The 20,745-nt window shown below is 60.1% G+C and carries 21 protein-coding genes and 1 tRNA gene; 17 read left to right on the forward strand and 5 right to left on the reverse strand.

The window, feature by feature from the left end:
• Positions 1 to 16: 16 nt before the first annotated feature.
• Entirely contained in the window at positions 17 to 229 is a 213-nt protein-coding gene (locus JNB85_RS14150) for a hypothetical protein (protein ID WP_220334900.1), read from the reverse strand.
• A gap of 49 nt (positions 230 to 278) precedes the next feature.
• Here JNB85_RS14150 and cysG point away from each other — a divergent pair, with 49 nt between their 5' ends.
• The 5 genes from cysG to JNB85_RS14175 are packed head-to-tail and all read left to right on the forward strand — an operon-like array spanning position 279 to position 5,486.
• Complete coding sequence (gene cysG, locus JNB85_RS14155) at positions 279 to 1,715, forward strand: siroheme synthase CysG (protein ID WP_220334901.1); 1,437 nt, start codon at positions 279 to 281, stop codon at positions 1,713 to 1,715.
• A gap of 1 nt (position 1,716) precedes the next feature.
• On the forward strand, positions 1,717 to 2,031 hold the full coding sequence (locus tag JNB85_RS14160) for a DUF2849 domain-containing protein (protein WP_220334902.1): 315 nt from the start codon (positions 1,717 to 1,719) through the stop codon (positions 2,029 to 2,031).
• A gap of 8 nt (positions 2,032 to 2,039) precedes the next feature.
• Complete coding sequence (locus JNB85_RS14165; protein WP_220334903.1) at positions 2,040 to 3,710, forward strand: nitrite/sulfite reductase; 1,671 nt, start codon at positions 2,040 to 2,042, stop codon at positions 3,708 to 3,710.
• Positions 3,711 to 3,720: 10 nt separating this feature from the next.
• Positions 3,721 to 4,233 (forward strand): DUF934 domain-containing protein, encoded by a 513-nt coding sequence (locus JNB85_RS14170; protein ID WP_220334904.1) that lies wholly within the window; start codon positions 3,721 to 3,723, stop codon positions 4,231 to 4,233.
• Between the two features lie 41 nt (positions 4,234 to 4,274).
• Complete coding sequence (locus JNB85_RS14175; RefSeq protein WP_220334905.1) at positions 4,275 to 5,486, forward strand: UbiH/UbiF family hydroxylase; 1,212 nt, start codon at positions 4,275 to 4,277, stop codon at positions 5,484 to 5,486.
• Positions 5,487 to 5,533: 47 nt separating this feature from the next.
• On the opposite strand, the gene JNB85_RS14180 is transcribed toward JNB85_RS14175, so the two are convergent.
• The gene (locus JNB85_RS14180) at positions 5,534 to 6,283 is read right to left on the reverse strand and encodes a cytochrome c biogenesis CcdA family protein (RefSeq protein WP_220334906.1); all 750 of its coding nucleotides are present in this window, start codon (positions 6,281 to 6,283) and stop codon (positions 5,534 to 5,536) included.
• A 467-nt stretch (positions 6,284 to 6,750) separates the two neighbouring features.
• Between JNB85_RS14180 and JNB85_RS30690 the strand changes: the two genes are divergently transcribed.
• Positions 6,751 to 6,930 (forward strand): hypothetical protein, encoded by a 180-nt coding sequence (locus JNB85_RS30690; RefSeq protein ID WP_223216497.1) that lies wholly within the window; start codon positions 6,751 to 6,753, stop codon positions 6,928 to 6,930.
• Positions 6,931 to 6,972: 42 nt separating this feature from the next.
• Here JNB85_RS30690 and JNB85_RS14185 read toward each other — a convergent pair whose 3' ends face one another.
• Both JNB85_RS14185 and JNB85_RS14190 read right to left on the reverse strand, forming a co-directional pair.
• A complete protein-coding gene (locus tag JNB85_RS14185; protein ID WP_220334907.1) occupies positions 6,973 to 7,242 on the reverse strand; it encodes a hypothetical protein in 270 nt (89 codons plus the stop codon).
• A gap of 46 nt (positions 7,243 to 7,288) precedes the next feature.
• Positions 7,289 to 7,364, reverse strand: a tRNA-Lys gene (locus tag JNB85_RS14190).
• 579 nt (positions 7,365 to 7,943) lie between these two features.
• On the opposite strand from JNB85_RS14190, the gene JNB85_RS14195 reads away from it, so the two are divergent.
• The 4 genes from JNB85_RS14195 to JNB85_RS14210 all read left to right on the forward strand — a co-directional run bounded on the left by JNB85_RS14195 (position 7,944) and on the right by JNB85_RS14210 (position 11,879).
• Entirely contained in the window at positions 7,944 to 9,242 is a 1,299-nt protein-coding gene (locus tag JNB85_RS14195) for an efflux RND transporter periplasmic adaptor subunit (protein ID WP_220334908.1), read from the forward strand.
• A gap of 11 nt (positions 9,243 to 9,253) precedes the next feature.
• Entirely contained in the window at positions 9,254 to 9,970 is a 717-nt protein-coding gene (locus JNB85_RS14200) for an ABC transporter ATP-binding protein (RefSeq protein WP_220334909.1), read from the forward strand.
• Positions 9,960 to 11,162: an ABC transporter permease gene (locus JNB85_RS14205; RefSeq protein ID WP_220334910.1), complete on the forward strand. Its 1,203-nt coding sequence runs from the start codon at positions 9,960 to 9,962 to the stop codon at positions 11,160 to 11,162. The genes JNB85_RS14200 and JNB85_RS14205 overlap by 11 nt, the downstream gene beginning before the upstream one ends.
• Before the next feature lie 102 nt (positions 11,163 to 11,264).
• Positions 11,265 to 11,879, forward strand: a complete 615-nt coding sequence (locus JNB85_RS14210; RefSeq protein WP_220334911.1) for a GntR family transcriptional regulator — start codon at positions 11,265 to 11,267, stop codon at positions 11,877 to 11,879.
• 49 nt (positions 11,880 to 11,928) lie between these two features.
• Here the strand turns inward: JNB85_RS14210 and JNB85_RS14215 are convergent, their stop codons facing one another.
• Complete coding sequence (locus JNB85_RS14215) at positions 11,929 to 12,741, reverse strand: ferredoxin--NADP reductase (protein ID WP_220334912.1); 813 nt, start codon at positions 12,739 to 12,741, stop codon at positions 11,929 to 11,931.
• Positions 12,742 to 13,088: 347 nt separating this feature from the next.
• Here JNB85_RS14215 and pcsA point away from each other — a divergent pair, with 347 nt between their 5' ends.
• The 7 genes from pcsA to ytfQ all read left to right on the forward strand — a co-directional run bounded on the left by pcsA (position 13,089) and on the right by ytfQ (position 20,643).
• Positions 13,089 to 13,814, forward strand: a complete 726-nt coding sequence (pcsA, locus tag JNB85_RS14220; RefSeq protein ID WP_183729379.1) for a phosphatidylcholine synthase — start codon at positions 13,089 to 13,091, stop codon at positions 13,812 to 13,814.
• A gap of 11 nt (positions 13,815 to 13,825) precedes the next feature.
• A complete protein-coding gene (locus JNB85_RS14225) occupies positions 13,826 to 14,806 on the forward strand; it encodes a quinone oxidoreductase family protein (RefSeq protein ID WP_220334913.1) in 981 nt (326 codons plus the stop codon).
• 39 nt (positions 14,807 to 14,845) lie between these two features.
• Positions 14,846 to 16,414: an ABC transporter ATP-binding protein gene (locus tag JNB85_RS14230; RefSeq protein WP_220334914.1), complete on the forward strand. Its 1,569-nt coding sequence runs from the start codon at positions 14,846 to 14,848 to the stop codon at positions 16,412 to 16,414.
• Entirely contained in the window at positions 16,404 to 17,489 is a 1,086-nt protein-coding gene (locus tag JNB85_RS14235; RefSeq protein WP_220334915.1) for an ABC transporter permease, read from the forward strand. Before JNB85_RS14230 ends, JNB85_RS14235 begins: the two co-directional genes overlap by 11 nt.
• A complete protein-coding gene (locus tag JNB85_RS14240; RefSeq protein WP_220334916.1) occupies positions 17,486 to 18,406 on the forward strand; it encodes an ABC transporter permease in 921 nt (306 codons plus the stop codon). Before JNB85_RS14235 ends, JNB85_RS14240 begins: the two co-directional genes overlap by 4 nt.
• A gap of 50 nt (positions 18,407 to 18,456) precedes the next feature.
• Positions 18,457 to 19,533, forward strand: coding sequence for a BMP family ABC transporter substrate-binding protein (locus JNB85_RS14245; RefSeq protein ID WP_220334917.1), 1,077 nt, complete (start codon positions 18,457 to 18,459; stop codon positions 19,531 to 19,533).
• A gap of 147 nt (positions 19,534 to 19,680) precedes the next feature.
• The gene (gene ytfQ / locus JNB85_RS14250; RefSeq protein ID WP_220334918.1) at positions 19,681 to 20,643 is read left to right on the forward strand and encodes a galactofuranose ABC transporter, galactofuranose-binding protein YtfQ; all 963 of its coding nucleotides are present in this window, start codon (positions 19,681 to 19,683) and stop codon (positions 20,641 to 20,643) included.
• Positions 20,644 to 20,745: the final 102 nt, after the last annotated feature.

Consider the following 20,745-nt stretch of genomic DNA (forward strand, 5'->3'; position numbering starts at 1 on the left):
AATTCTCCCGTTTTGCCTATCCTAGCGCCCTACGGAATGAAGCGGAATGCATAAGTCCGATGCTTGGCACTTTGCCACAGGCTTTATCAGCCTCGTTTCCAGGTTCCGCCAGAAAAGCGGCGCTCAAGATATGTGCTTCTTGCGCCGCACGGGTGAGTTTTCTCAAATCGTTGATCAACCGGGTAAAAGAATACGCCGCTAGCCGGCCTTTGGAATTCTGTTTCTTCATTCGGCTGTCCGGAGAATGCATATTCGAGCAACTTCGAAGTGGATTGAGAATGCCTCCCAGGACTGAACAGCTTTCGATATTTCCCGCCTTCTTTCGGGTGGAAGGTCGGACTGCGGCCGTTTTCGGCGATGGCGATGAAGCTTTCGCCAAGGTTCGCCTGCTGTTGAATACGCAGGTGCGCATCATTGCGCATGCCGATCGCCCGGAAGCCGATTACCACGCCTTTCTGATTGCCAATCGTATCGAGACGGTCCGTGGAGCATTTTTGCCAGAACAGGTCGAGGGTGCTGTACTTGTATTCGCGGCAACCGGTGATGCAGAGCAGGATCGCCGCATCGTTGATGCCGCCCGTGCGGCTAAGATTCCGGCCAACGCCGTCGATCAGCCCGATTATTGCGATTTCTTTACGCCTGCTCTCGTCAATCGTGCGCCTGTTGCCGTGGCGATCGGCACCGAAGGGGCAGGGCCGGTGCTCGCACAGATGATCCGCGCCCAGATCGATCAGCTCCTGTCGCCCTCGCTCGGCCGCCTGGCGGCGCTGGCGACCAGCTATCGCAGGGCCGTTGAGCACCTCGTTCCCCGCGGCGTTTCGCGCCGCATCTTCTGGCGACGTTTCTTCTCCGGCCCGGTCGCGGATGCTGTCGCTAACGGCAACCTGCCGCAGGCCCACCGCGCCGCCAATGGCCTGTTGCGCTCGCTTGACCGCGTCGAAGGTCATGTCTGGCTAGTCGGCGCCGGTCCCGGTGCCGAAGATCTCCTGACCTTGCGCGCCCAGCGCGTGATGATGGAAGCCGATGTCATCGTCTATGACGCGCTCGTGCCGCAGGCGATCGTCGATATGGGCCGCCGGGATGCCGAGCGTCTTTCGGTCGGTAAGCGCAAGGGTTGCCATTCGAAGTCTCAGGAAGAGATCAATGATCTCCTGGTCGAGCTTGGCCGGCAGGGAAAACGCGTGGTGCGCCTGAAGAGCGGCGACCCGCTGGTCTATGGGCGGGCAGGGGAAGAGATGGCAGCGCTACGCGCCGCCGGTATCTCCTATGAGATCGTCCCCGGCATCACTTCGGCCTTTGCCGCTGCTGCCGATTTCGAGCTACCGCTGACTTTGCGCGGGGTCGCCTCCTCCCTGGTCTTCACGACCGGGCACGATTTGACCGGTGACGTTCTTCCCGATTGGGCAAGCCTCGCCGTGTCCGGTGCCACCATCGCCGTCTATATGGGCCGCACGGTCGCGGCCTCTGTCGCCGAACGGCTGATGCAGGCCGGCATTCCCTCGGAAACCACGGTTGCCGTCATCGAGAATGCCAGCCGCGCCGATCGCCGCCTGCTGCACGGAACCTTACGTGATCTTCCCGACCTGCAGCATCGTGACGAATTGACGGGACCGGTCATGGTCATTATCGGCGATGCGGTTGCAGGCGCCAATTTCGAACTGTCCGAACCGTTGGTGCCTGAGCGCATCCGGTTCGATGAACTTGCAAGGAGCTGACATGGTAGACAAGGTTCTGACCGCCAACCGCTTGGACGACGGCATCGCCGTCTGGCTGAACGCCAATGGCGAGTGGGTGACCTCGTTCCAGGAAGCGCTTGTCGCTCGCCATGCCGAAGCCGTCGCGGCGCTTGAGGAGATCGGCAAGAAATCCTATGCTGACAACCTGGTCGTCGACGTTGCCGTCGTCGAAGTGCAGGAAACCAATGGCAGGCTCTGGCCACTGCGACTGCGCGAACGTATTCGCGCTCAAGGCCCGACCATGGAATATGCGCCGGGCTACAAGCCGGCCGATCCTGAATTCATTGCAGTCTGAGGAAGACGATGTACCGTTACGACGAATTTGACCATGCCTTTGTCGCCGAGCGCGTCGAGCAGTTTCGCGATCAGGTCCAGCGCCGCCTTTCCGGCGAGCTGGCCGAGGACGCATTCAAGCCGCTGCGCCTGATGAACGGTGTCTACCTGCAGCTTCACGCCTATATGCTGCGCATCGCCATTCCCTATGGCACACTGAGTTCGCGCCAGATGCGCATGCTAGCCCATATCGCCCGCACTTATGACCGCGGCTATGGCCACTTCACCACACGCCAAAACCTGCAGTTCAACTGGCCGAAACTGTCAGACATTCCCGATGCGCTTGCCGACCTTGCAAGCGTCGAGATGCACGCTCTCCAGACCTCGGGCAACTGTATCAGAAACGTGACGGCAGACCACTTCGCCGGCGCTGCCGCCGATGAGGTTGCCGACCCCCGCCCTTACGCAGAAATTCTGCGCCAGTGGTCGTCCGTCCACCCGGAATTCTCCTTCCTGCCGCGCAAGTTCAAGATCGCCGTGACCGGTGCCGAGCGCGACCGCGCCGCCATCCAGGTCCACGATATCGGCCTGCATCTGAAGAAGAATGACAAGGGCGAGATCGGTTTTGCCGTTTATGTCGGTGGTGGTCAGGGCCGTACGCCGATGATCGCCAAGCTGATCCGGGACTTCCTGCCGGAAGAGGACCTCCTGTCCTACACGACCGCCGTGATGCGCGTGTATAACCTGCATGGCCGCCGAGACAACAAGTACAAGGCCCGTATCAAGATACTCGTCCACGAGACCGGTGCCGAAGAACTGGCCCGTCAGGTCGAGGTGGAATTCGCGCAGCTGAAGGATAGCGAACTGAAGCTGCCGGACCGGGACATCCAGGCAATCGCCGCCTATTTCGCGCCGCCGGCTTTGCCGGAACGTGCCGAAGGCTGGGAAAATCTCGCACGCTGGAAGAAGGCCGATCCGGCTTTCGCCCGTTGGGTCCAGCAGAACGTCCAGCCGCACAAGAATCCCGATTACGGTATGGTGACGATCTCGCTGAAGCCGATCGGCGGCATTCCGGGTGATGCGTCGGACTCACAGATGGATGCGGTTGCCGATATCGCCGAGGAATATGCCTTCGACGAAATTCGCGTCAGCCATGAGCAGAACCTCATCCTGCCGCATGTCGCTCTCGCAGATCTCGAAGCCGTCTATCGCGGCCTTGTCGCCACCAATCTCGCCGAAGCCAATGCCGGGCTGATCACCGATATCATTGCCTGTCCGGGGCTGGACTATTGCGCGCTCGCCAATGCACGCTCCATTCCGCTTGCCCAGGAGATCTCCCGTCGCTTCGGCGACGCCGCGCGTCAGGCTGAGATCGGTGAGCTGAAGATCAAGATTTCCGGCTGCATCAATGCCTGCGGTCATCACCATGTCGGCCATATCGGCCTTCTGGGTGTGGAGAAGAAGGGTGCCGAACTCTACCAGATCACACTTGGCGGTTCCGGTGATGAGCACACCTCTATCGGCGAAATCATCGGTCGCGGCTTCGAGCCGGACAAGGTGACGGATGCGATCGAGACGATCGTCGATACTTATCTCGGCCTCCGCCAGGACCCATCGGAAACCTTCCTTGCAGCCTACCGCCGTGTCGGTCCGCAGCCTTTCAAGGACGCGCTCTACGGCTCGGCAGCGGAAGCGGCATAAGGAGGGGATGATGACGAAGATCTGGAGAGAGACCGGTTTTGTCGAGAACGATCCCTGGGTGATCGAGACCGAGGAGGTGAAGGCAACGGGCGATCAGAAGCCGCTACTGACGCTCGATGAACTGATCGCCAAGGCTGACGAAAGCAATAACGTCGGTTTCGGCGTGCTGATCAAGCCGGCCGACGATGTGCTGAAACTCGAGCCTTATCTCTATCGCCTGGAAATCGTGGCGGTGGCTTTTCCGGCCTTCAACGATGGCCGTGCCTTCAGTCATGCGTCCTTGCTGCGTCAGCGTCTTGGTTACACCAACGAACTGCGCGCAGTCGGTGACGTACTGATCGACCAGGTGCCGCTGATGCTGCGCGTCGGCATCGACAGTTTCGCCGTCACCAACGAGACGGCAATCCGCCGCCTGTCGGAGAAGCGCCTGCCGTCCATTCCGCATCATTATCAGCCCGCGGCGCGTGACGCCGAAGCCGGCAAGGGCTATAGTTGGCGCCGTCAGGCAAAGCCGGCCGCCTGATGCTGCCGGTTCTGCCGTCTTTTTGATGACGGAACGATAGCATGAGCAAATTCGAAGTGGCGGTGATCGGCGGCGGTCTCGCCGGCATGATTGCCGCAGTCGCCCTGGCACGCGGCGGTCGCAACGTGGCGCTGGTCGCCCCTCCCTCCCTCAAGGAAGATCGCCGCACCACGGCCCTGATGGACCAGTCGATTCGTTTCCTGGATCGGCTGACACTCTGGGAAAGGCTCCGTCCCGCCGCCGCCCCGCTCACCAGCATGCGCATCATCGACGGCACCAGCCGTCTGCTGCGTGCGCCCACGACGACCTTCCGTTCCGCCGAAGTCGGGCTGGATGCCTTTGGCTATAATTTTCCGAACAGAGCATTGATGGATGTCCTCGAAGCCGCCGCGGCCGCTGAGGGCAATATCACCCGTTTCACCGACATGGCTGAAACGATCGGGATCGCTCCGGAATCTGTAACGATCACGCTTGCAGGCGGCGAAGAGATCACCGCCGATTTCGCCATTGGCGCTGACGGCCGCAAATCGAAGCTGCGGGAGACGGCAGGTATCGACGTGCGCACCTGGTCCTATCCGCAATCGGCCATGGTGCTGAATTTTGCGCATACGCTGCCGCACCAGAACATCTCCACGGAATTCCATACGGAGCACGGTCCCTTTACGCAGGTGCCGCTGCCGGGCAATCGTTCAAGTCTCGTCTGGGTGCAGAATCCCTCGGACGCCGCAGCCCGTGTCGAACTGTCGCTTGCCGAGCTCAGCAATGTCGTCGAAGAGCGAATGCAATCCCTGCTTGGTAAGGTCAGTGTGGAGGAAGGTGTGCAGATCTGGCCGTTGTCTGGCATGATGGCGCATCGCTTTGGCAAAGGCCGGATCGCACTGATCGGCGAGGCCGCACACGTCTTCCCGCCGATCGGAGCTCAGGGCCTCAATCTCAGCCTTCGCGATATCATGGCGCTGACCGATCTTCTGTGCGCGCGCGCAGAATTGCCTGTCGCTGCCGATGCCGGTACAAGCTTCGACCGCAAGCGTCGCGCCGATATCATGACGCGCACGGCAAGCGTCGATCTCCTGAACCGTTCGCTGCTCTCCGACTTCCTGCCGGTGCAGGTGCTGCGGGCAACCGGCCTTCACATCCTTTCGGCCATTCCGCCATTGCGCAACATCGTCATGCGCGAAGGTATTGAGCCTGGACGCGGCTTTCGCGATATTCCGGATGCGATCAGGGAACGCTTAAAGCGGAGGAAAGCCTGATTTTATCGCGATCTGCTGGATACCATGCTGCCGGCTGGGCCCGGCGCTCAGCCGATTTGCATCAGGATCGGAAAGGTCTGCTGGAACCAGATTGCGACATTGCTCACCCAACCGAGCAGGAAGGCAAGGCCTGTCAGCACGAGAAAGACGCCCATGATCTTCTCCACCGTTCCGAGGTGCCGGCGAAAGCGCGACAGGAAGCGCATGAAGCTCCCCGAAAAGCCGGCGGCAATCCAGAAAGGCACAGCAAGCCCCAGCGAATAAACAGCGAGCAGCCCTGCACCGGAGCCGACCGTTTCACGCGATGCTGCAACACCGAGGATTGCTCCGAGGACCGGCCCGATGCAGGGCGTCCAGCCGAATGCGAAGGCCAGCCCCATGACGTAAGCGCCCGTCACCGTCGCCGGCTTGCCGCTGCCCTGGAAGCGCGCTTCCCGCGCCAGGATGCCGATGCGGAAAAGCCCGAGGAAATTCAGCCCCATGATGATGATGATCAGGCCGCCGATCTTGGCGAGCAGGTCGAGATGCTGGCGCAGCACCATGCCGATCGTCGAGGCACCGGCGCCGAGCGACACGAAGACCGTCGCAAAGCCGAGCGTGAAGAAAAGCGCCGAGAAAAGCACGCCACGCCGCACATCCGGTGCTGCAGCCACCGTTCCGCCGCCACGAAACTGCTCGACGGAAATGCCCGCCATATAACAGAGATAGGGCGGCACGAGCGGAAGCACGCAGGGCGACAGAAACGAAAGCGCTCCAGCGAGCAGCGCACTCCAAAGGGAAATATCGGCAATCGACACGCATTCTCTCCGGCAGCAATCGAAGCGATGTTCCTAACGCCGCAAAGGGGCGATTGCCAATCACCTTTTTGCGCTGACCGTAGCCGGCCGGATCTCCAGATTGCCGCAGGCCCCGGTATGATTCTCCCATCTCAACATGAGACAGCGGATGTGGATATTAACCGCGCGTATACCATCGTTGGTTCTGTGAATGGATCGACTCGGGCTTAACCGGTGGTATTGCCCGGCATTTGCAGGCACCCCACTGCAAATGCCGGGAGGTCCGGTCGGCGAACTACGAGGCCGACGCCGGACCTCCCGCGTGCTCTCCGGCTTGCTCGGGGCGGAATGGGATCTATATGTTGTGCACCGATGCGTTAGCGGTCGGCGCCGCGGAAATGGCTGCAAGCCTTTTCCGCTAAAAACTCATTCCGTTGTGGTGACCGCGTGATAAATTGCCGCGAGAGAATCCCTGAGGAGAAATATTGATGGGCAGATTTCGGGCACTTGTGGCAGTCGGAGCGCTGATTGGCATTTCTGTGGTGACGGCATGTGCGACTCCCCCGAATTCATATGGCTCCGCCTCGGGTTACGTGCCGGGAGATTCGATGAACCCTGCCTGCCGAGACGGCTTCAGACCGAATGATGGCCGCTCCTGCAGCTATTGAAAGCGAGGAGGTCGGGACATCAACCTGCCTGGCAATAACCCGTCAATGCAGTTGCGGCTCATCCTCATCGAGAAAGCTTTGCACGCCATCGCGTTCAGCGGTGGCCAGGAATTCTTCCCAAGCTTCCAGATCTGTGGCGAATTTGTCTTCCCAGACGGTTACGACTTCGGTCTGTGAGATGACCTCGAGGGTCCAGTCGCCATTGGTGCCAGCCGGCCGAAATATATCGATGAGCACGGTTACTCCGCTGTCTTCAAATTCGCCGGAGAAATCAGAGTGCTCAAGCTTCGGTTCTTTAGGTGTTTTCGGCATCCGACCTCCAGCACCGTCACGCGCCGTACAGCTAGGAAAAAGATTATGGTGAGAGCGTCGGGGTTCGAACCCGAGACCTACTGATTAAAAGTCAGTTGCTCTACCGGCTGAGCTACGCTCTCCCTCTCCGCGAGCGCAAAGCACCCCGGCTGGAAGTGCGCGGAACATATGCAGGCGACCTATCGCGGTCAACCGAAAAAAACTGCTTATCCATTCTATCGGGCACATTTCTTGTTGCCCACCATCCGACATCGCGTTTCCGCTGTAGCTTGCCGTCCAGATTGGCGAACGGCGTTCCGCTCTTCGGCGTGAGGTGATTGCCGCCTGCTGTCGCCTTTTTGGCTATGGTCGCGTCGTCATCACCACCCAATCGGCACCCGTCGCCAGCGCCGCCGAGGTTGCGCTAACTGTGAGCTTCAACGATGCCGCCGCCTTTCCGGAGCCGCCGACCGCTTCAGGTTGCCAGAGGCGGCACCGAAATGGCCGCGATGCAACCCTGAATATTTGCTTCGACCTTCGGGATTTCTTGCTGAAGACCTCGCACCGACCGCGCCATCCAGCTGTTTCATTGCGAATATTTCATGTTTTTCAGCCGCATTTCCGTGCCATCGTCAGGGCATCGGTAATGTTGGGTTCATCTTCGGCATGATTATCTCGGCGTGAAGCAGGGCTGATACGGCGAAGCATATATCGAGGATTAGATGGACAATTTGGAGGCTGGCAAAGAGACCGGTTCCGTAACAGGCGCAAATGCCGACCTGGCTGCCGTGCTGGTCGCCGGCCGGCAGAGCAGGGGGCGTCGCTGGCGCGGACGCCTGATCGTTCTGGTGCTCTTGATCCTCGCGGCCGGCGCCGCTGCCTATTTCTACATGGGCCGAGGCCAGGCCGAGGTCACCTACACGACCCAGCCGGTCAAGCGCGGCGACCTCACAGTGCTCGTCACCGCCACGGGTTCCGTCCAGCCGACCGAACAGGTTGATATATCGAGTGAATTGTCGGGCACGATGCGCGACGTCAATGTCGACTATAACAGCACCGTCAAGGCAGGCGATGTTCTCGCCGTCCTCGATACCAACAAGCTGGAAGCCGATGTGAAGAGTTCGCGTGCCAAGCTCAACTCGGCAAAGGCCAATGTGGTCAAGGCGAATGCTGACCTGGAATCGGCTGCTACCTCGCTCGACCGCCTGAAGAGCCTTGTGAAAAGTAACGTCTCCACCCAGCAGAGCCTTGACGACGCGACCTATAAATATGACTCGGCAGTCGCCGCCAAGGATATCAACGAGGCGGAAGTGCTGGCCTCAGAGGCAGACTTGCAGCTTGCCGAGGTCAATCTCGGCAAGGCGAAGATCGTTTCGCCGATCGATGGCGTAATTTTGACCCGCTCGGTCGATCCAGGTGCGACCGTTGCTGCCTCGCTTTCGGCGCCCGTACTTTTCACCATCGCCGGCGATCTCAAGAAGATGGAGCTTCAGGTAGATATCGATGAAGCCGATGTCGGCCAGATCGCGGTGGGCCAGAAGGCGACCTTCACGGTCGACGCCTATCCAGGCCGCGCCTTCCCTGCCATGATCGAGCAGATCCGCTTTGCCTCCGAAGTGGTCAACAACGTCGTCACCTATAAGGCGGTTCTCTCGGTTAACAATGCGGACCTGCTGCTGCGCCCCGGCATGACGGCGACCGCCGATATCACCGTGGAAGCCGTCAAGGACACGCTGATGGTTCCGAATGCGGCCCTTCGTTACGCTCCGCCGCAGGCGGAAGGCCGTGGCGGCCGTGGTATTTTCAGCCTGTTGCGCCCGCCGCGTCCGCTCCGCAGCGGTGGTGGCGGTGATGCCAACCTGACCGGCACTCAGCGCCGGGTCTGGGTGCTGCGCAGCGGCCACCCTGCACCCGTCGTGATCCAGGTTGGCTCCTCGGATGGCCAGTTCACGCAGGTCACCTCTGGCGAGCTTACCGAAAAGGATGCTGTTATCACCGATGCCGCGATGCACACGAACTGACGGGAGCGATGATGGAACGCCCGCCGCTTCTGGAATTCAGGCAGGTTTCGAAAATCTACGGCGAGGGTGCTGCGGCCATCCGCGCGCTCGACCATGTGGATCTTTCGATCCGAACGCATGAATTTGTCGCCATCATGGGGCCATCCGGTTCCGGCAAGTCGACGGCGATGAACATACTCGGCTGCCTCGATGTGCCAACCTCAGGCGACTACGTCTTCCAGGGTATTTCGACGAGCGGCTTTGATCGCAGCCAGCTGACGCTGCTGCGCCGGCATATGCTGGGTTTCGTCTTCCAGGGCTTCAATCTGCTGTCGCGCACCTCTGCCGTGGAGAATGTCGAACTGCCGCTGATCTATCGCGGCATGGCGGTCGGCGAGCGGCGCAAGCGGGCAAGGGAGGCGCTCGGCCTCGTCGGCCTGTCGGGCAGGGAACATCACAAGACGCAGGAACTCTCAGGCGGCCAGCAGCAGCGCGTGGCAATCGCCCGCGCCATCGTCACCGAACCAGCCTTGCTGCTTGCCGATGAGCCGACCGGCAACCTCGACACGAAGACCAGCATGGAGATCATGGATCTGATGACGCGGCTGAACCGCGAACAGGGCATCACTATCGTCATGGTCACGCATGAGCCCGATATCGCCGCCTATGCAGGGCGCCTGCTGCGTTTCGTGGACGGCAAGCTGGAGCGCGAAGTGGAGCATCGGCGGAGGGCGGAGCATGTTCTTTGAAACCTTGAAGCTGGCCCTGCGCGCTATCAGCCGTAATCTGCTGCGCTCCTTCCTGACCGTGCTCGGCGTCGTCATCGGTGTTGCCGCCGTCATCGCGCTCGTTACCATCGGCAATGGCACGACGGCGCAGGTTTCGACCGAGCTTTCGCGGCTCGGCACCAATATGCTCTTCGTGCGCCCCGGCCAGTTCGGTCCCGGCCGCGCCAGCTCCGAGGCTCGGCGCTTCACGCTGAAGGATGTCGAGGCGATCCGTGACCAGGTCTCTGGCCTGCGCGCAGTTGCGCCGTCCAACCAGTCAACAGCAACCGTCATTTTCGGCGGCCAGAACCATTCCACTACGGTCTATGGCACGACCAATGACTATTTCATCGCGCAGGATTGGGATTTGGCGCTCGGCCGCATTTTCACGCCGGCCGAAGAGCGCGGCCAGTCGCGCTGCATCATCGGCGAGACCGTGCGCGAGCAGCTCTTCGGAGCCGCGGATCCGACCGGCCAACTGATCCGTGTCGGCAAGGTTTCCTGCCCGGTCATCGGCGTCATGGCAAAGCGCGGCCAGTCCGGCATGGGCAACGACCAGGATGATGCCGTCATCATGCCGGTCAAGGTCTTCCAGCGCCGCATCAGCGGCACCTCCAATGTGCCGACGATCCTCATCTCGGCGCGAGACGGCGTCTCCACCTCAAAAGTGCAGGCCGATGTCGAGAATCTGCTGCGTGAACGCCGCAAGATCATCCCCGGCCGCCAGGACGATTTCAATGTTAACGATATGACACAGATCGCCGAAGCCATGACCGGCACGACTACACTGCTGACCGGGCTGCTCGGCGCAGTCGCTGCCGTCAGCCTGCTCGTCGGCGGCATCGGCATCATGAACATCATGCTGGTATCGGTGACGGAGCGCACGCGCGAGATCGGTATCCGTCTTGCGATCGGCGCACTTGAAAATCAGGTTCTGACGCAATTCCTCGTCGAGGCCGTCGCCCTGTCACTCTTCGGCGGCATAGCTGGCATCATGCTCGGCCTGACGCTTGCTTACGGTACCGTCAGCTTCCTCAATGTGCCTTTCGTAGTCAGCCCACTCATCATCTTCATCGCCTTCGTCTTCTCGGCTGCGATCGGCATGATCTTCGGCTTCTTTCCGGCGAGACGCGCAGCTCAGCTCAATCCGATCGAGGCATTGCGCCACGAGTAGAGAGAATGCTCTCGCACGCGGCATCACTTTGATATATCAGGATAACTTGTCTTTGGCATATAACCGTGCCAGTATTGATATATCAGCCTGGGATTCGCCCACATGCAGGAATCGCTAAGCCATTTCGCCTATCTGGCGCTCGAGCATGCCATCGTGACGCTGGCTTTGGCGCCGGGCGCACTGGTAACGGAAAAGCAGCTCATCGATCTCGCAGGCCATGGCCGCACACCGGTACGCGAAGCGATCCAGAAACTCGCCTGGCAGGGCCTGATCGTGGTCAAGCCCCGCGTTGGCCTGCGGATCGCCGAAATTCACGCTGAAGACCATGTCAATGTCATGCAGGTACGCCGTAAGCTCGAGCCCGTTGCGGCAGCCCTGGTTGCCGATGCGGCGAATCAGGAGCAGAGGGAGCGGCTTGCCGCCTGTGCCCGCGCGATGGAGGAATGCGCGGTCACAGGCGATCTGGCGGGCTTCTTTGCCGCCGATAAGGCCTTTGACGAAATCCTTGAGGATGCTTGCCCGAACAGCTTCATGATCGCCGCATTGGGGCCGGTTCAGACGCATTCCCGTCGTTTATGGTATTCGACCGCCAATCCAGAACGGATGGACCGCTCCATCTCACTCCACGTGGCGGTGATCAAAGCTATTCATCAAGGCGAGGTCGAGCAGGCGCGCGAGGCTATGGTCGATCTCATCGATTATCTGAGCCAGAAATAGAAACGGCCCCGTTTCCGGAGCCGTTACCTGGAAATCTATCTTTCTGACTTCAGCCGACGAAGGCGCGTTCAATCACGAATTCGGCGGGCTTGCTGTTGGCGCCTTCTTCGAGGCCGGCCTTTTCGAGAAGCTCCTTCGTGTCCTTCAGCATGGCGGAAGAACCGCAGATCATGCCGCGGTCAACAGCCGGATCGATCGGCGGAACGCCGAGATCAGTAAATAGCTTTCCGGAGGAAATGAGGTCGGTGATGCGGCCTCGATATCCGAAATCCTCGCGGGTGACCGTCGCATAGTGGCGCAGCTTGTCGCCGACGACTTCCTGGAGGAGTTCGTCGTTCTGGATCTCGTGGATGAGATCGAAGCCGTATTTCAGCTCGGATATCTCGCGTGTCGTATGGGTGAGGATAACCTCATCGAACTTCTCGTAGGTCTCCGGATCGCGGATCAGGCTCGCGAACGGTGCGATGCCCGTGCCGGTCGAGAACATGTAGAGACGCTTGCCGGGGGTCAGCGCATCAAGAACAAGCGTGCCTGTCGGCTTCTTACGCATCAGCACCTGGTCGCCCGGCTTGATGAGCTGCAGATGCGAGGTCAGCGGGCCATCCGGGACCTTGATGGAGAAGAATTCCAGTTCTTCAGCCCAAGCGGGGCTCGCGATCGAATAGGCGCGAAAGATCGGCTTGCCGTCAACCATTAGGCCGATCATCGCAAACTCGCCCGAACGGAAACGAAAGCCATCCGGCCGGGTCATCGTGAAACGGAAGAGCCGGTCAGTGTAATGCGTCACGCTCAGCACCGTCTCGGCGTAAACGCCGGCGGGAATGGCGGAGGCGAATTCTTCGGTCTTTGCGGGTGCGTTCATTTCGATATCGGGCTCGTGTTCGCAGGATAATCAAGGCATGCGAGGCAGATATTACAAAACCCCGCTAAATTAAAGGCAATCCATTCCATCGCATGCCTGGGGAGCGAAATATGCATGTCACGGCCAGGATTCACTGGCCTGTGGCGAACTGTCGCTTTTGCGCTGGCTAAGCTATTCAAAGGATGCATATTAAAGCATGTCGCGCAAAAGTGTTCATGCGGTTTTGCGACAACGACATGCGTCAAATAAAGACCTGAAGCGTGGTGAGCGATCTGAAAGATCGTGGCACGTTTCAAGAAAAAAAGACGCCCGCCGCGGCGCGGGCGCGACAGGTGGTACGGGGGAACATGAAGATTTTCAATTACAAGCGCGTTCCTTACGCGGAAATGCGCGCATTCTCCGTCCATATCCTGACGGCCTCCGGTTCTTTTCTGGCATTTCTCGGCGTCGTCGCCGCCGCCGAGCATCGCTTCGTTGACATGTTCTGGTGGCTGGGCCTTGCGCTGCTGGTGGATGGCATCGACGGGCCGATCGCCCGCAAGGTGCGCGTCAAGGAAGTCCTACCCAACTGGTCCGGCGATACGCTCGACAATATCATAGATTACGTGACCTATGTGCTGCTGCCCGCCTTTGCACTCTATCAGAGCGGCATGATCGGCGAGCCCTGGTCTTTCGCCGCCGCCGGCATGATCGTCGTGTCGAGCGCCATCTACTATGCCGATACGGGCATGAAGACGGAGGAGTATTTCTTCTCAGGCTTTCCCGTCGTCTGGAACATGGTGGTCTTCACGCTCTTCGTCATGCATGCGAGCGAGATGACGGCCTTTATCGTCGTCACCGTCTCCGTGATCCTGACCTTTTTGCCGATCAACTTCCTGCATCCAGTCCGGGTGCAGCGCCTGCGCCCGCTGAATCTCGGCATCTTTCTGCTGTGGTCAGCGCTTGGTGCCTATTCGCTGTTGATGCATTTCGACATGCCGCAATGGGCTGTCGTTCTCTTCATCGTGAGCGGCATCTACCTTTACGTTATCGGTGCCGTGCTCCAATTCTTCCCGGCGCTCGGACGCAAGTGAGGCAGATACAGATGGCAAAGACGAAGGCGGTTTCTTTCTCCAGAAACGGTGGACCCGAGGTTTTCCAATATGTCGATATCGATCTGCCGCCACCCTCGCAGGGCCAGGTGCAGATCCGTCAGGAAGCGATCGGCCTGAATTTCATCGATGTCTATTTCAGGGATGGCACCTACAAGGCGCCGCATCTGCCCTTTGTGACCGGCAAGGAAGCTGCCGGCGTCGTCACGTCAGTCGGTCCCGGTGTGACCGACTTCGTCGTGGGCGACCGCGTCGCCTATGCAGGCGCTGATGGTGCTTATAGCATCGAACGCAACATCGACACGAAACATCTGGTGAAGGTACCAGGAGGCATCAGCTTGGAAACCGCAGCCGCCATGATGCTGAAAGGCATGACGGCCGAATACCTTCTGAACCGCACCTTCAACGTCGGTCCCGAGACGGTGTTGCTGTTCCATGCCGCAGCCGGTGGCGTTGGCCTCATCGCCGGCCAGTGGGCAAAGGCGCTCGGCGCAACCGTCATCGGCACGGCAGGCTCCGCCGACAAGGTGCAGCTGGCGCTCGAACATGGCTATGATCATATGATCAATTACAAGACCGAGAACTTCGCGGAACGCGTGCGGGAAATCACCGGCGGCAAGGGCGTCGACGTGGTCTATGACTCGATCGGCCGAGACACTTTCCCACAATCGCTGGATTGCCTGAAGCCACGAGGCCTCTTCGCGTCCTTTGGTCAATCCTCTGGCGCGATCGAGAATTTCACGATGGCGCATCTCGCTCAGAGGGGCTCGCTCTATGCGACGCGCCCGACGCTCTTCACCTATATCGCTTCGCGTCAGGAACTGACCGATTGTGCAAACAATCTATTTGATGTTGTGCAGAGCAACAAAGTGCGTATCAATATCAACCAAACATATCCGCTGCGTGAGGTTGGGCGGGCGCACGCGGATCTGGAAACAAGAAGAACAACCGGAACGACGCTGCTGATTCCATGAGATCCGAACGGACCGGTCGGCAGAAGAAATGAGGGGAACGTGTCGCCATTGAATGTGCCGGCTTCCGGTGCGTTGTTATCGGTTCAGAAGCTGACGAAATTCTTCGGTAGCTTTGCCGCCTGCAATGAAATCGATCTCGATATAGCGCCGGGCGAAATTCATGCGCTCCTCGGCGAAAATGGCGCAGGCAAATCCACGCTGGTCAAGATGCTCTTCGGCGTTCTGGAGCCGACGGATGGGCATATCCTCTGGGAGGGAACGCCGGTTGCGATCATCTCGCCGGGCGAGGCCCGCAAGCTCGGCATAGGCATGGTCTTCCAGCATTTTTCGCTATTCGAGGCGCTGACCGTTGCCGAAAATATCGCGCTTTCGCTTGATGACAGCATTCCAATCGGCAGGATCGCCGAGGAGGCGAGGGCGCTGTCTGTGGCCTATGGCCTCCCGCTCGATCCGCATGCGCATGTCGCCGATCTCTCGGTCGGCGAGCGTCAGCGCATCGAGATCGTCCGCGCGCTCTTGCAGAACCCGAAGCTCGTCATCCTCGACGAGCCGACATCGGTGCTGACGCCGCAGGAGGCCGACAAGCTCTTCGAAACGCTCTTCAAGCTGCGTGCCGAGGGGCGCTCCGTTCTCTATATCAGCCATCGCCTGGAAGAGGTGCAGCGCATTTGCGATCGCGCCACGGTCTTGCGCCACGGTCGCGTGACCGGCGCCTGCGATCCGAAGCAGGAAACACCCGCCTCTCTCGCCCGGATGATGGTCGGCAGTGAGGTGGCGGCTGTGACCCATCCCGAGCGCAGCGATAGGGGCGACGTGCAACTCGCCGTTTCGAACCTCTCCGTTGCCGCGCGCACGCCCTTTGCCATGCCGCTGCGCGAGGTCTCCATGAGCGTGCGTTCGGGCGAAATCCTTGCCATTGCCGGCGTTGCAGGCAACGGCCAGAGCGAACTTTTCGATGCTCTGTCCGGCGAATATCCGGTGTCGTCGGCCGAAGCGATCGTGATCCGCAAGAAGCCGGTCGGAACGCAGGGCATTACCGCCCGCCGTTTGCTTGGCGCCGGCTTCGTGCCGGAAGAGCGGCATGGCCATGCGGCGGTTTCCGCCATGAAACTTTCCGATAATCTGGTACTGGCCCGCAGCCAGTCCGACCGCAAGGCCTTCCTCGGTATCCTCGGCATCATCCGCTACAGCGCAGTGAAATCCGCCGCACGGCGCATTTCCGAGGCGATGGACGTGCGCAAGAGCGGCGATGATCCCGCAGCGGGTTCGCTCTCCGGCGGCAACCTGCAGAAATTCATCGTCGGCCGCGAGCTCGACCGTCAGCCGGCTGTGCTAGTTGTCAATCAGCCGACCTGGGGTGTGGATGCCGGTGCTGCAAGCCGCATCCGTCAGGCGCTTGTGGACCTGGCAAAAGCGGGCTCCGCCGTCGTCGTCATCAGTCAGGATCTCGACGAAATCTTCGAGGTGGCGACAGATATCGCCGTCATCTCCGAAGGACGCCTTTCAAAACCCTATGCGGCAGGTGAACTCACGCGCGAGAAGATCGGCCTGCTGATGGGCGGGCTGCATGAAAGCAAGCATGCCGCGGAGGCCGCTGATGCGCATTGAGCTTGAAAAGCGCCCGCAGGTCTCGAAACTCTTCGCCTTCGTTTCACCGCTTCTCGCGCTCGTCCTGACGCTGATATTTGGCGCGATCATGTTCACCATGCTCGGCAAGGATCCGGTCGAGGCACTGGATGCCTTCTTTCTCGAGCCGCTTCTGGAAGTGTGGTCGCTGCACGAGTTGGCAGTCAAGGCTGCACCGTTGATCCTGATCGCCGTCGGTCTCGCGGTCTGCTATCGCTCCAACAACTGGAATATCGGCGCCGAAGGCCAGTTCACCATCGGCGCGATCACCGGCTCCTATATTCCGATCGTCTTCTACGATTGGCATTCACCGCTCGTGCTGCCGCTGATGCTGATCCTGGGCGCGCTCGGCGGCGCGCTGTTCGCAGCCATTCCGGCATTGCTGAAAGCGCATTTCAACACCAACGAGATCCTGACATCGCTGATGCTGGTCTATATTGCCCAGCTCTTTCTCGACTGGCTGATCCGCGGCGCATGGCGTGATCCCAAGGGCTTCAACTTCCCGGTCTCGCGCGACTTTGCGCCGGAGGCGATCGTGCCGGCAATATGGGAAGAATCCGGCCGCGCCCATTGGGCCTTCATTTTCGCGATCGTCGCGGCTGTCCTCGTCTGGTTCATGATGCGCTTCACTCTGAAGGGCTTCGAAGTCGTCGTGCTCGGCCAGTCGGAACGGGCAGGGCGCTTCGCAGGCTTTTCTTCGAAGAAGATGATCTGGTTCAGCTTCCTCTTTTCCGGGGCGCTCGCAGGTCTTGCCGGTATCTGCGAGGTCTCGGGCTCGATCGGCCACCTGCAGCCGGCGATTTCGCCGGGCTACGGCTTCACCGCCATCATCGTCGCCTTCCTCGGGCGCCTCAACCCGCTCGGCATCATCGCTTCGGGTCTGGTGCTGGCGCTGACCTATCTGGGCGGTGAGGCGGCGCAGCTTTCGATCGGTGTTTCGGACAAGGTCACCCGCGTCTTCCAGGGGCTCATCCTCTTCTTCGTGCTCTCCTGCGATACGCTGATCTACTATAAAATCCGCATCGTATGGTCGCGGGTGAGGGGCAGCGCGGCATGAGCATCTTCGAAGCCATTCTCCTGACCGTCATCACCGCCTCCACACCGCTCGTCATCGCAGCCCTCGGCGAACTCGTGACCGAGCGCTCCGGCGTCCTCAATCTCGGGGTCGAGGGCATGATGATCATGGGCGCTGTCGCCGCCTTTGCCGGAGCGCAGATCTCGGGGTCTCCCTATGTCGGCATCATCTGCGGCATTGCCGCCGGCGCCCTTTTCTCTCTGCTCTTCGCCTTCCTGACACTGACGCTGGTTGCAAACCAGGTGGCGACCGGCCTGGCGCTGACGCTTCTCGGCCTTGGCGTCTCCGGCCAACTCGGCGAGCCCTATGTCAGCGTCCCCGGCATTCAGCTGAAAGAGATCGTCATCCCGCTCCTGTCCGATATTCCCGTTATCGGCCCGGTTCTCTTCAAGCAGGATCTGATCTTCTACCTGTCGATCGCCTTGCTGCTCGGCGTGAGCTGGTTCCTGTTCAGAAGCCGCCCCGGCCTGAAACTCAGGGCGATCGGCGACAGCCACGGTTCTGCCCATGCACTCGGCATTCATGTCATCCGTACGCGCTATCTGGCGGTGATGTTCGGCGGTGCCTGCGCGGGTCTTGCCGGCGCGCAGCTTTCGCTGGTCTATACACCGCAATGGGTGGAGAACATGTCGGCCGGCCGCGGCTGGATCACGCTGGCGCTGGTGGTCTTCGCTTCCTGGCGCCCGTGGCGGGTCTTTGCCGGCGGTTATCTCTTCGGAGCGGTCACGATCCTGCAGCTTCATGCGCAGGCCTTCGGTCTCGGCATCCCCGCGCAGTTCCTCTCGATGCTGCCCTATGCCGCGACTATTGTGGTTCTCATCATCATTTCTCATAATCGACGCACGACGTTGATCAACACGCCCGCGTCGCTTGGAAAAGCCTTCGTACCGGAGCGATAAACAAGAACACGGACGGTTTCCGGAATAACTTCAAACCAACAGGGGTCATCATGAAGAAATTCGCACTCACACTTGCCGCATCGGCCGCAGCCGTGATCGGCATATCCTCAGCCGCCGCGGCGGCGGACAAGACGAAGGTCTGCTTCGTCTATGTCGGCGCGCACAACGACGGCGGTTATTCGCAGGCGCACGATGTCGGCCGCCAGCAGGTCCAGGCCGAATTCGGCGACAAGATCGAAACGCCCTACCTCGAAAATGTTCCGGAAGGCCCGGACGCCGAACGCGCCATCGAACGCCTTGCGCGTTCCGGCTGCCAGCTGATTTTCACGACGTCCTTCGGCTTCATGGACGCGACGGTCAAGGTTGCCGCCAAGTTCCCGAAGGTCAAGTTCGAGCACGGCACCGGCTACAAGTCCGGCCCGAACCTCGCGACCTACAATTCGCGCTTCTATGAAGGCCGCTACATCCTCGGCCAGATCGCCGCCAAGACTTCGAAGAATCACGGCGCTGCCTACATCGCTTCCTTCCCGATTCCTGAAGTCGTGATGGGCATCAACTCCTTCGAGCAGGGAGCCAAGTCGATCGATCCGAGCTTCAAGCTCAAGGTTATCTGGGTCAACACCTGGTTCGACCCGGGCAAGGAAGCAGACGCTGCCAAGGCCATGATCGACCAGGGCGTCGACGTGCTGACCCAGCACACCGACACCACCGCGCCGATGCAGGTTGCCGAAGAACGCGGCATCCACGCGTTTGGTCAGGCATCCGACATGATCGCCGCCGGTCCGAAGGCTCAGCTGACGGCGATCGTCGATACCTGGGGCACCTACTACTCCAAGCGCGTTCACGCGCTTTTGGACGGCACCTGGAAGTCCGAGCAGAGCTGGGACGGCCTGAAGGATGGCATCCTCAAGATGGCGCCCTACACGAATATGCCTGACGACGTGAAGAAAATGGCTGAGGAAACCGAAGCCAAGATCAAGTCCGGCGAACTGCATCCGTTCACCGGTCCGATCAACAAGCAGGACGGCACGCCTTGGCTGAAGGCCGGCGAGAAGGCCGATGACGGCACGCTGCTCGGCATGAATTTCTACGTCGAAGGTGTCGACGACAAGCTGCCGGCGCAATAACCGGCTGGCCACTTTGCAGCTGCGAAAGGGCGTCCTTGTGGGCGCCCTTTTTTGCTGCAATGCATATTAAAAACCCCATTTACAAAAGTAATACTATATGATTTTTTGACCCTGCGCCGCGAAGGAGCGGCATTGGGAGAGGAAATCATGAAATTGAAGACTGCACTTTTGAGTGCCACGATTCTGGCTGCCTGCATGTTCGGTTCGGCTTCGGCTGCCGGCTTGACTGTCGGCTTCTCGCAGATCGGCTCGGAATCGGGTTGGCGCGCGGCTGAAACGACAGTGACCAAGGAACAGGCCAAGAAGCGCGGCATCGATCTGAAGTTTGCCGATGCGCAGCAGAAGCAGGAAAATCAGATCAAGGCTCTGCGCTCTTTCATTGCTCAGGGCGTCGATGCCATTCTCATTGCTCCTGTTGTGGAAACCGGCTGGGACGACGTTCTGAAGGAAGCCAAGGAAGCCAAGATTCCAGTCATCCTTCTCGACCGTACCATCAAGGCTCCCGACGATCTCTACCTGACGGCGGTTACCTCCGACCTGGTCCATGAAGGCAAGGTCGCAGGCGATTTCCTGGTCAAGACCGTCGGCGACAAGAAGTGCAATGTCGTCGAGCTGCAGGGCACCACCGGTTCATCGCCGGCCATCGCCCGCAAGAAGGGCTTCGAAGAGGCTCTTGCCGGCCACGACAACCTGAAGATCGTTCGCAGCCAGACCGGTGACTTTACCCGCACCAAGGGCAAGGAAGTCATGGAAAGCTTCCTGAAGGCCGAGAATGGCGGCAAGAATATCTGCGCTCTCTATGCCCATAACGACGACATGGCCGTCGGCGCCATCCAGGCGATCAAGGAAGCTGGTCTGAAGCCGGGCAAGGATATCCTCGTCGTCTCCATCGACGCCGTGCCCGATATCTTCAAGGCCATGTCCGAAGGTGAGGCCAATGCCACGGTCGAGCTGACGCCGAACATGTCGGGTCCGGCCTTCGACGCGCTCGAAGCCTACCTCAAGGACAAGAAGGCTCCGCCGAAGTGGATCCAGACCGAGTCCAAGCTCTATACGCCGGCTGACGACCCGATGAAGGTCTACGAAGAGAAGAAGGGGCAGGGCTACTGATTTGAACCTGGAACCGCACCGGTCCATCATGGACTGGTGCGGAACTGCCGGTGTCGGGCCGGGCGTCATGCCTGGTTTTGGCATAGGCGTAAGGCGCAATAT

Origin of the sequence: Rhizobium mesosinicum (assembly GCF_019511345.1) — a bacterium.
Classification (GTDB): domain Bacteria; phylum Pseudomonadota; class Alphaproteobacteria; order Rhizobiales; family Rhizobiaceae; genus Rhizobium; species Rhizobium mesosinicum.

Excerpts from the sequence above, each read along its gene's own strand:
- JNB85_RS14150 (WP_220334900.1), bottom strand. The coding sequence starts at position 229 with ATGAAGAAACAGAATTCCAAAGGCCGGCTAGCGGCGTATTCTTTTACC.
- cysG (WP_220334901.1), top strand. The coding sequence starts at position 279 with ATGCCTCCCAGGACTGAACAGCTTTCGATATTTCCCGCCTTCTTTCGG.
- JNB85_RS14160 (WP_220334902.1), top strand. The coding sequence starts at position 1,717 with ATGGTAGACAAGGTTCTGACCGCCAACCGCTTGGACGACGGCATCGCC.
- JNB85_RS14165 (WP_220334903.1), top strand. The coding sequence starts at position 2,040 with ATGTACCGTTACGACGAATTTGACCATGCCTTTGTCGCCGAGCGCGTC.
- JNB85_RS14170 (WP_220334904.1), top strand. The coding sequence starts at position 3,721 with ATGACGAAGATCTGGAGAGAGACCGGTTTTGTCGAGAACGATCCCTGG.
- JNB85_RS14175 (WP_220334905.1), top strand. The coding sequence starts at position 4,275 with ATGAGCAAATTCGAAGTGGCGGTGATCGGCGGCGGTCTCGCCGGCATG.
- JNB85_RS30690 (WP_223216497.1), top strand. The coding sequence starts at position 6,751 with ATGGGCAGATTTCGGGCACTTGTGGCAGTCGGAGCGCTGATTGGCATT.
- JNB85_RS14185 (WP_220334907.1), bottom strand. The coding sequence starts at position 7,242 with ATGCCGAAAACACCTAAAGAACCGAAGCTTGAGCACTCTGATTTCTCC.
- JNB85_RS14195 (WP_220334908.1), top strand. The coding sequence starts at position 7,944 with ATGGACAATTTGGAGGCTGGCAAAGAGACCGGTTCCGTAACAGGCGCA.
- JNB85_RS14200 (WP_220334909.1), top strand. The coding sequence starts at position 9,254 with ATGGAACGCCCGCCGCTTCTGGAATTCAGGCAGGTTTCGAAAATCTAC.
- JNB85_RS14205 (WP_220334910.1), top strand. The coding sequence starts at position 9,960 with ATGTTCTTTGAAACCTTGAAGCTGGCCCTGCGCGCTATCAGCCGTAAT.
- JNB85_RS14210 (WP_220334911.1), top strand. The coding sequence starts at position 11,265 with ATGCAGGAATCGCTAAGCCATTTCGCCTATCTGGCGCTCGAGCATGCC.
- JNB85_RS14215 (WP_220334912.1), bottom strand. The coding sequence starts at position 12,741 with ATGAACGCACCCGCAAAGACCGAAGAATTCGCCTCCGCCATTCCCGCC.
- pcsA (WP_183729379.1), top strand. The coding sequence starts at position 13,089 with ATGAAGATTTTCAATTACAAGCGCGTTCCTTACGCGGAAATGCGCGCA.
- JNB85_RS14225 (WP_220334913.1), top strand. The coding sequence starts at position 13,826 with ATGGCAAAGACGAAGGCGGTTTCTTTCTCCAGAAACGGTGGACCCGAG.
- JNB85_RS14235 (WP_220334915.1), top strand. The coding sequence starts at position 16,404 with ATGCGCATTGAGCTTGAAAAGCGCCCGCAGGTCTCGAAACTCTTCGCC.
- JNB85_RS14240 (WP_220334916.1), top strand. The coding sequence starts at position 17,486 with ATGAGCATCTTCGAAGCCATTCTCCTGACCGTCATCACCGCCTCCACA.
- JNB85_RS14245 (WP_220334917.1), top strand. The coding sequence starts at position 18,457 with ATGAAGAAATTCGCACTCACACTTGCCGCATCGGCCGCAGCCGTGATC.
- ytfQ (WP_220334918.1), top strand. The coding sequence starts at position 19,681 with ATGAAATTGAAGACTGCACTTTTGAGTGCCACGATTCTGGCTGCCTGC.